A 10,547-nucleotide genomic window follows, 5' to 3' on the forward strand; every position below is an offset into this window, starting at 1 on the left:
ATCGCATTAGCGTAGATGGGTAAGTTCACTTAGTTTAATCGGTTAGTATACTTGTTTACCCGCAACAAAGGTTTTATGCGCTTTAAGCGCTGGTATTTCTTCTAATGGAATGGTCATAATATCTTTATCAAGTATCACAAAATCGGCCCACTTGCCAACCTCAATACTACCCTTTTCGTCTTCTTCGAAATTTGAATAGGCTGCCCAAATAGTCATTCCTTTTAATGTTTCTTCTCTGCTTAGTGCTTGCTCTACTTGAAATCCCGGCTCAGGATATCCTTTGACATCCTTACGCGCAGTGGCAGCATAGAAAGTCAAAAATGGACTTACGTATTCCACTGGAAAGTCCGTTCCTAAGACAATTCGTCCAGCGTGATCTAATAGCTGTTTATAGGCATAGGCGCCCTCTATACGCTCTGACCCCAAGCGCTCTTCTGCCCAATACATATCGCTTGTTGCATGGGTCGGTTGAACCGAAGGAATGATGTTATCGGAGAAATAATGAAAATCTTCTTGGTCTATTACTTGGGCATGCTCCACCTTCCAGCGTTTATTCTGTTTACCTTCTAAGGCTTTCTGGTATGCTTTTAAAACCACCACATTAGCAGAATCACCTATGGCATGCGTGTTGAGTTGATAATCTGTCTGTGCTAAGCGCTCTGCTAATTTTTGAATTTCAGATACAGGTGTAATCAGTGCTCCAAAATGATTGTGCTGATCGCTATAAGGCGCTTTTAGTGCCGCTCCTCTAGATCCTAGGGCTCCATCAGCATAAGCCTTTACCGATTGCACATGCAATTTATTGGTTTTTATCACTCCCCGATCTAAAAAGTAATCCAAATCACTAGGGGTGTTATTAATCATAGCATAAAGGCGGATATCTAAACTACCTGCTTGTTGCAAGCTATCAATTAACAAAATCACTTCTTTTGACAGCCCAGCGTCATTCACGGTAGTGAGACCATATTGAAAACATTGCTCTTGAGCATCTAACAGCGCTTTGACCATGGTAGCCCTGTCTGGGTGTGGAATTATATTTTTGACCATCTCCATAGGGTTGTCGATTAGCACCCCTGTTGGCTCACCATCTTTTAGCACAATTTCTCCTCCAGTGACTTTCGTCTCATAAGTAATACCGGCTAAATCTAGTGCTTTCTGATTTACCAGATAAGCATGCCCATCGATCCGAGAAAGTACAACTGGGGTTTCGGGAAAAAGGGAATCTAATCCCTTTTTTGTGGGATAAGAAGTATCTTCCCAGTCATTTTGATCCCAGCCTCTTCCTAAAATAAATTCCCTAGGGTTTTGCTCCACAAAATCAGCAAGTCGCTTGAGCATTTCTTTATAGCTACTGGTTTCCATTAGATCGGCTTGTTGACTGTTCATGCCAAGGCCATAAAAATGACAATGTCCATCGATGAAACCAGGATATACTGAACGACCCTCAAGATCCAAAGTCTGTTCCGACTGGTAGGTATTACTTATTTTTTGACTTGTTCCAACGGCCAAAAACTTACCGTCCTTAACAGCTATTGCCTCAGCCTGGTCCATATTTTGATCAACCGTGTATACGTTGGCATTTAAAAGAATCAAGTCTGCCTTTTGTTTATTTTGACAACTCGTAAACAACACACACATCATTAGCAATACAGTACTAACCTGAAGAATACACTTTGATTTCATTAGGGTCGATTTAGTTATTTACCACTAAGATACCTTAATTAAGAAAAAAACTATGGGTTAACGTTCCACTATTTTAAAAGGCATTCAACTTTTAAAGCTAACTTTGCAGTGATCAATCAGGTTTTTATGCTTCTGAAAATCGCTCAAATTTCCAAAACGTATAACTTCACAAAAGGCTTGCTAATTAGCAGTGCGGCCTTTAGTGCAGTGGCTTTATGTTATTATTTGTTTGACATCACTATGGGTATTAGTGTAGCTAGTGGGGTTTTAATAATTTCAGCTAGTGATATCCCAGGGAATAACAAGCACCATTTGTATGGTATGCTTAGCTCGACGGGATTAGCGATCATTAATTTTTGCTTGATTCAGTATACGGCTGTCAATAGTTATTTACTTTTTACAACCACCGGAATCCTGGTGTTTTTAAATGCGTATATCGCTATTTATGGATTCCGCGCTTCCTTGATTTCTTTTTCCGGACTTTTAACTATTGTGATTAGCTTTGCCCGGCCTCATACTGGGATGGAGATTTTACTACATGCTTTTTATATACTTCTCGGTGGTATATGGTATATCTTATTGACCATTTCATTTGGGGGATTTAGAACTCGACAATACAGTGAGGTGCTACTTAATGAGTGTATGGAACTCACTGCCAAATATTTAAAATCCAGAATAGCTGCTATTGACCCTGCAAATCGTAGAGCTTCTCTAAGAGAGCAACTCAATTTTCAAAATGATATCAATGAAAAGCATGAGAGTCTAAGGGAAATACTATTACATCAAAGGCAACGTTCTGGTGGGATGTACTCAAAAAGGCGGCAGTTATTACTTTTTATAGAGGTAATCGACATTCATGAATTTGCAATTGCGAATCCTTTTAGGTACAAAAATTATGATTCGGGTAGTAAGCAGTTTAAAGCCGTGACCTCTGAAATTGCTTCGGCTATGGATGCTATTGCAGACAATCTGCTTGCCCTGGCAAACAACACTTTTGACAAAACAGAAGAAAAGTCATCATTACCACATATAGAGCAGTTGATCAAACAGGCTAAAACCGCCGCAAAAACTTTTGAAAACTCTGGTGAAAGCCCGCAGAATCACAACGAAGTTCTACAATTAAAGTATCTGTTAGAATACATACAGGTTCAATATAAAAAACTAAAAGCAGTTAGAGTTATTCTACGGAGCACCAATTCCAAAAATGTCCGTGAAATCAACCAGCGGGATCACCTGAAATTTATTACCGCTCAGGATTATAGTCCTAAACTATTACTGGAGAACTTGAGTTTAAAATCTCCTATTTTTAAACATTGTCTTCGTTTAGTTATTACGGTTCTTTCGGGCTATCTCATCGGAATTTATTTTGAGATACAGAACGCCTATTGGATTATGCTTACAATTATCGTGATCATGCGTCCTGGTTATGTTCTAACAAAGGACAGAACCAAACAGCGGATCATAGGGACTATTATTGGAGGGGCAGTTGCCATGGGTATTGTGCTTCTTACCACCAATATGATAGTCTACATGATCATCACTTTTATTGCTTTGACCCTGTCCATTACCATGGTACAACAAAATTATAAAGTATCGGCTGCATTTGTAACCTTAACCATTGTGTTTATCTATGCTATGATTGCTCCAAATGCATTGGAGATTATTGAGTACAGGATCACCGACACCATAATTGGTGCAGCACTGGCAAGTCTTGCAAATATCTTCCTTTGGCCTTCTTGGGAAAAAGAAAGTATTAAAACTATGATCGAAGAGGCCATTGATGCCAATAAAAATTATTTGGAAGAAGTTCGTCTATTCTATCACAACAAAATCGAATTAAACACCTCCTATAAAGTAAGTAGAAAACAAACTTTCATTGCCATGGGGAACCTGCATGCAGGTTTTCAACGCATGACTCAGGAACCTAAAAAGCAGCGAAAAGACTTGGATAGGATCTACAAGATTGTCGTTACCCTTAACTCACTATTATCGGCCACGGCCTCACTAGGTACCTATACGCAAATACACAAGACTACAGATGCTTCAAAATATTTTGACATCTATAGTTTTGCTATTCAAAACGAACTCTTACACTGTTTAAATTTACTAACCAAACAAAACAACACAGTGTATTCAGAGTTGGATCTCGAGGAAGCTAAAACCTATTTACACGACACTTTTGAGCGCCTTCAACTTGTTGCCACATTAGACGCTGCGGAAACCTCTGAGGTAGAAGAACAGCTCAAAGAGGTTCGAATCATCACCCAGCAACTCGAATGGCAGCATTCTCTAGCTGTTAACCTGCATTCAGAAATTAAAAAATATTTGGAGCAATCTTCCTTATAAGACCTTCATTTTTCCATCGCGATATTTTGCTTGATGTTCCCAAGCCCTATGATCCATAAATAATTTCTAGTAAATGTAAGGGGCTCACTTTTTCCATTAAAAGCATCTTTAAACAATAATATGTTAAATATTTTCCAGTATAACCACACAATTGGAAAATATTTTCCATTATAAAGTTCAGATTTCAGAAAAAATACATAGATTTCTCTATCATAACCCCTTAAATTAATAATGGCGCCAGTGGCACCATTATTAATTATACGGATCAACTCAGTGATCTATTATCTAATATTATAGATTTGTTTTTTAGTCTTTATTACAAATCAAATTTATACGATACACCTGCTAGGATTTGAAAGTCCTGAACTGGGTAATGAACATACCTGTTATAGGCTCCACCGGTGATATTATTTGCTTTTACAAAAGCCGACCACTGATCTGTGATGTCATAACCCACATTGGCATTTAAGTCAAAATAACCATCCAGGGTGTAGCGCTCAGGATTAATCCAAGTTGGATTATCGATGAAGTCTTCTCGCTCTCCAATATAAAATGCTTTAACACCTGCTGACCATTTCCCTATGAAATAAGAAGCAAAGGCTGAGGATTTAAAATTAGGAACGTTCCATGGCTCATAGATATCATCCATGGAATAATTCATATATTCTGCGTTAACACCAGCTGAGAAATTGCGATTGATATCTACATTTATTTCTCCAAAAACCGAGATTGAGCTAACATCGTCATAGAGAACCTCAAAAGAGTTTCCGTAAGCATACCCCTGGTCATTTACAATTTGGCTATCCATTCCGATATGGTAGGAGTTTGAACGGTAGAAATACGCATTACTCACCGAGCGATAGGTTCCCTTTAAGTTATATCCGACATTGGGTAAAAAACGGCCCTGTACTCCAACAAATCCATTGTACTTCTGATCGGTTGGTCTAACCAATATAGTAGGTGAAACATATGGGTTTTCTTGTGCAAAATCATAATATGAATTTTGTTTTAACTGCCCATCTACCCCTCCGTAAACCGTTACAAATTCATCGATTACATCATAGGATGCGTGAACATTTGGATAAAAGAAAAAGTCGCCATCACTATTCTCCAGATCTTGATTGTAAACAATAGAGGCACCAAGTGTCACCGAGTAGTCATCACCTGAGAGCTGAAAACTCGGGCTAACCCCAGCCATAAGATTACTGTATTTAATTGGGGTTTCCCCATTAAAATAAGTGCGATCAAATTCACCTCCAACATAATCTACCATAACATCTAAGTTTACCCACTCATTTCCCATAGGGAATTCAAATTTTGGACTTAAAACGGCGCGATTCTCTCCTGAGTTAGCGGCGTCCCAAAAACGTCGATAATAAACTTCTCCTCCACTAAAGTAGGAATCTTGAAATCCTATATCTCCACCAATAAAAACGGTGTAATACGATTGTTTTTCATCGATTGCCGCCAATTCTTGGCTAGCGTATAGGTCAGCAGGAACGCCATACCAGTTATATATCTGATGTTGAAAACCTCCTTTTATCCCCCAGTTCATATAACGATCGCTCATTTTGTAATGAGCTTGAAGGGCAGTGTTGTAAAACTTATCATCGAGCTCCACCTGGTCAATTCCTCCTTGAGAGGAGTGGTGGGTAAGCATTACATCAAGTCGCTGATCTCTACTAAAGTCATAGCTGGTATAAAAATCCAATAGAGCTGTATTGTAGTTTCCAACGCCCAAGGCCAGGTAAGAATTATAAAGTTGTTCTTTCGGTGCTCTTTTCAGACCAGTGGCCTTCCCTTTAGATGGTGTAAAAGTAGAGGCAACAGGAACAGAGAAAATTGTATAATCAATTTCTTTGGTTGCTGTGGTGATCGAATCACTTAGCGATGGGGTTTGTTGAATTTTATTGGCATCAGAAATAGTCGGTGTATAGGCTTTTACGACATTTACCACCTCTGTTCCAATTCCTTCTTTATTTTTCAAATCAGTGCTGTCTTTCTCTTGTGCTGACAAGCTTGACACCCCTGCTAAAAATAAACCCAGGACACCCAATATTACATTGTTAGGGCTCCCAAAAAATCGTGGTTTATTTGCTGTATTATAAACGTTAACTCTCATAAAATCTTTCATTAATTTTGACTTGGAGCAATGGATGAATTTCGTTGTGCTTCTTTCTCTTTAACTTTTGCCAACTCTACTTGTGCTTCTTGAGTCACCTCTGGGAATTGACCAAAGTTATCAATTACACTCTGCAGAATATAGGTAGCCTGGAAAGCGTCATCCATAGCAGAGAAGTTCTTAGCCATGATAACAAGCCCTTTAGCTCCAAATTCTTTATAAGAAGCATAATCTTTTGCCAGTTTTTGAGCTGAGGCATTTGATGCTTCGTATTCCCCATCCTTGTTTTTAAAATAGGCATCATAATAAAGTGCCTCTGCAGCGAGTTTCCCTGTAGCAATTTTTTGAACCTCAGCATAAGCCTCTTTTGCCTTTGCCTGGTTACCCGTTTCCATAGCGGATCGAGCGATCATAACATGGGCATCACTTTTAATACGATCATCCACCTTTGAATTCGCTAACACCTTTTCTGCATAAGAAATGGTTTGTGGATAATCCTTTTGCTGGTAACTAGCCTTCATAATATTGGATTGGGCGAAAATAATATTTTCCTGAAAGTCTGCTACTTTCTCTAAGGTCTTTAAAATTGGAACTGCCTTATTATAGGCTGCTTTATCCATATAGATCTCTGCTGCTCTAACAGCGGATTCTTCAGAGAACTCACTCCTATTCTGATCTACCACATACTGATAATGAGGTAAGGCCTTGTCGTGCAATCCATCTTTATAATACAATTGTCCAAGATAAAAATGAGATTTTAGTACCTGAGTACCGTTTGGAAATTGGCTGATGTAGTTTTCAAATCCTTTTATAGCCGATTTGCTCTTGTTCTGTACAAATTGACGTTCTGCAGATTCAAATGAAGCACTTTCTAGTTCATTTTCACTAACGCTTACAAAGTCAAGACCCTTCACCCATTCAGCATAGGCCGCTACATTTCCTTGATCAACATATATTTGTTTTGCAGTAGCTACTGCCTGAAGCGCCTCAGGTGTATTAGGAAATTGCGTAGTGACCGATTTTAATTGAGTCAATGCTTTTTCGTTTTGACCTGAATTATAATACGATAATCCTTCTTTTAGTTTGGCCTTTGAAACAAAGGAACTCATTGGATATTGCCTGTATAGTTTTTGGTACACCTCCACTCCTTTAGCCGCTTGATCATTATTGATATAGGTATTCCCTAGTTCATACAAGGCATCATCTGCAAGAGTAGAATTAGGAAATCGATCAATAAAACTATCTAGTTCTTCTATTTTCTTAGGAGTACGATCTACAAAACCGTAACTGATAGCTTTTTGAAAATGCGCGTAATCGGCATCCTGTCCTCCCATTTCAATAGCCTTATTATAAGCCTCCATGGCAGGCCAATAACTACTGGCAGCAAACTGACTATCTCCTAATCGTAAATAACTATCCTTTTGGTGTGCTGCGTCCTTTTGTGAGTCGCTGTTTAAATAGGCTTTAAAATTAGTAGCTGCCCTATCGTAATCCTTTAGTTTGAAATACCCATAGGCTAAATCATATAAATGATTGCTATATTCTGGAGTTTGTGAAGCCATGGCATTTTGTGAGAATTGCTTCCAACCAAGCACCGCTTCACTGTAATTTTCATTAATATAATTTACTTGAGCCTTCCAATATAACGCACGTGCTGTAAAACGCATGTCCTGTTGCTCTTTTAGAGACTTTTCAAAATATTCTTTCGCCTGATCATAGGAACCTTGATTAAATAGTTCTAAGGCTCTGTAGAAAGCCACTTTTTGATAAGTAGTCTTATTGCTAAAATTCTTATTGCTTTCCAATAGCTCAAGAGCGGCATCATAATCCTTAGAGGTAATATAAGAATCAACAAGCAATTCTTGAATCTCTTGTTTATTCTTGCTGTTTGGATACTTCTTAAGGTAATTCGTTAGCACTATTGGTGCACTCTCATATGGGTTTCCGATCTCATAACTCAGTCGTGCATAATTCAGCGCAGCGTCACTTTGAATCTGTTGATCAAAGTTCATTTGAGAGGCGTTTCTAAAGGCGTTAAGCGCTTGCTGTTTTTTGTTAGTTTCTAAGTAACATTCAGCCAAATGATAGTAAGCGTTCTGTGCCACCGCATTGTTTCCATCGACAATTTTATTAAACTGACCAATAGCCGATTCATAATCACCTTGCTTGTAATAGGCATATCCCAATTGATAGAAATCAGTATTGTTCCACTTTCCGTTTTTACCTTTGTATTGTTTTAAATACGGTATAGCTTCTTGATACTGTTCTTTATTGAAATAGCTCTCTCCTATTATTTTGTTTAATTCTGATGTTTCGTTTGGATCTGAGTTTGAGAGTTGTCCTTTAGCCAGGCTAATAGCCTCGTCGAATTTACCAAGCTTAAAATTCATGTCTGCTTGATAATAAGACAGTTTTGAGTTGAGCTCTTGATTTGTTGAAACTTGATCAAAATACTGCGTAGCCTCAGAGTAATCATCTCCTTGGTAGGCCATATACCCAATGTAATATTTGGCCTGCGAACCATATTTGTCACTATTGGAAATACGTTCTAGGTATTGTTTTGAAGCCGCATACTTTTTAGCGGTAAATAGTGCATATCCTTTTTTAAAGTTGAACTCTTCTTGTTCACTGATACTCCTAGACTGATCCTCTGCTCTATCTAGCCACTGAAGGGCGTCAACATATTTTCCTTGATCAAAGTAATAGTCAGCCACATCCATATAAGCTGAGCTCCGCTTTGTAGAGGTCGGATACTTGGTTACAAAATCCTCCATTAACTGATCCGCACCTAACTGATTGGTCCGAATTGCTGCATTTGCAGCATAATAGGCGGAACTCGCTTCCAAAGACTGATTGTCCGTTGAACCTTTAACCTTGTTAAACAATAATTGTGAGGCTTGATACTGATTTTGATGATAAAGATCTAAAGCTTTGTAATAATCCTTATCATCATGGGTGTAAACCGTAGATTCTTGTGCGTGAAGGTAGGCGCTTCCCAATAACAAGAACACAATAAATCCTTTAGGTTGTCGATACATATAAACATCTTTAGTTCTAAATTCAAAAATACACGATGATTACATTATTAACGTCGAATTTTTGTTATAATTATCCTAAAGAAATAAATTCTGTCAGCGAAACACATATTATATTTACCTTTGGATGAGGTTAATTTAAAAAGGGTTGCACATAAGACTCTCAAGTCTAGTAAAAACCTTAAATTCGAAAGCGACAAATTATCAATTTTAACTACCCATGAGCGACTTTATACTAGAGCTAAGAGATGTAGCTATTTATCAACGAGAAAATTTAGTACTTAGTGAAATTAATCTATCAATTGAGCAAGGTGAATTTGTCTATCTGATTGGTAAAACGGGAAGTGGTAAAAGTAGTTTTATGAAAACACTTTACGGTGACCTCCCTTTAACGCAGGGATCAGGCTCAATTGTGGATTATGATCTTCGAACGCTCAAGGAAAGTGACATTCCTTTTCTAAGACGAAAATTAGGAATTGTATTCCAGGATTTCAAGCTATTACCTGATCGAACCATTAACGACAATTTATTGTTTGTATTAAAGGCAACTGGATGGACAGACAAAGATAAGATCGCTGCTAAAATTGATCAGGTTCTAACAAAAGTTGGTATGGCTACCAAGGGATTTAAATACCCTCACCAACTCTCAGGAGGGGAGCAACAACGTGTCGCGATTGCACGAGCTTTACTAAATGATCCTGAACTTATACTCGCTGATGAGCCTACTGGGAATTTGGATCCACAAACCTCTGTTGAGGTCATGGAGGTACTACAGGAGATTAATAAAAGCGGGCGAACCATACTCATGGCAACGCATGATTATGCCTTGCTACTCAAATTTCCTTCAAAAACACTGAAATGTGATGGAAGCAAGGTATTTGAGGTGGTTCAGAAAAACGTATAATCCAACTGATCTAATTCACCTGAAGCCCTATCTCAATTTTTGGCTTTACTTTGTTTTAGACCAAAGATAGTACATGTTAACTGCAATGATGGCCCCATTGGTTAATGCCACAGGTATGGTAGGCAAAAGTATTCCGTAAAGGACAAACAAAGCGCATCCTATGGAGTTTACAATTCTTAAAGCTCTTATATTCTTCATAAAAAAGGACAATAATACCCCAAGAGATGCGGCATATCCAATAAGTTCGACTGGTGAGGTACTTAAAAACTCCATAGCTACTGTATAATTATATTACCTCCTAAAGTTAATCTTTTTCTTATTGCCATAAATATCACAAAGCTGCTGATTGAGAAGGCTTAGTAAGCAGCGCTGAAAATCCTCAATTTCTTGTACTTCATCAGTGACTACCCACCCACGGCAGAGCCGATGGATTGGGCTTCGGGGGTCGCAGACTCGC

General features: G+C 38.3%; 6 protein-coding genes. 2 read left to right on the plus strand and 4 right to left on the minus strand.

The annotated features are described in order from the left end of the window. Positions 1-42: 42 nt before the first annotated feature. Positions 43-1,683, minus strand: a complete 1,641-nt coding sequence (locus I215_RS15170) for an amidohydrolase (RefSeq protein WP_156800301.1) — start codon at positions 1,681-1,683, stop codon at positions 43-45. 126 nt (positions 1,684-1,809) lie between these two features. On the opposite strand from I215_RS15170, the gene I215_RS15175 reads away from it, so the two are divergent. Continuing rightward, positions 1,810-4,029, plus strand: coding sequence for an FUSC family protein (locus I215_RS15175; RefSeq protein WP_008992874.1), 2,220 nt, complete (start codon positions 1,810-1,812; stop codon positions 4,027-4,029). A 316-nt stretch (positions 4,030-4,345) separates the two neighbouring features. Here the strand turns inward: I215_RS15175 and I215_RS15185 are convergent, their stop codons facing one another. Beyond that, positions 4,346-6,151 carry a TonB-dependent receptor gene (locus I215_RS15185; protein ID WP_051009204.1) on the minus strand — a complete coding sequence of 602 codons (1,806 nt, stop codon included), beginning with the start codon at positions 6,149-6,151 and terminating at the stop codon, positions 4,346-4,348. Between the two features lie 11 nt (positions 6,152-6,162). Next, on the minus strand, positions 6,163-9,189 hold the full coding sequence (locus tag I215_RS15190; RefSeq protein ID WP_008992877.1) for a tetratricopeptide repeat protein: 3,027 nt from the start codon (positions 9,187-9,189) through the stop codon (positions 6,163-6,165). A 217-nt stretch (positions 9,190-9,406) separates the two neighbouring features. Between I215_RS15190 and I215_RS15195 the strand changes: the two genes are divergently transcribed. After that, entirely contained in the window at positions 9,407-10,090 is a 684-nt protein-coding gene (locus I215_RS15195; protein WP_008992878.1) for a cell division ATP-binding protein FtsE, read from the plus strand. A gap of 45 nt (positions 10,091-10,135) precedes the next feature. Here I215_RS15195 and I215_RS15200 read toward each other — a convergent pair whose 3' ends face one another. Beyond that, positions 10,136-10,363: a YgjV family protein gene (locus I215_RS15200; RefSeq protein ID WP_008992879.1), complete on the minus strand. Its 228-nt coding sequence runs from the start codon at positions 10,361-10,363 to the stop codon at positions 10,136-10,138. Positions 10,364-10,547 lie beyond the last annotated feature (184 nt).

This window comes from Galbibacter marinus, from assembly GCF_000300875.1.
GTDB lineage: Bacteria > Bacteroidota > Bacteroidia > Flavobacteriales > Flavobacteriaceae > Galbibacter > Galbibacter marinus.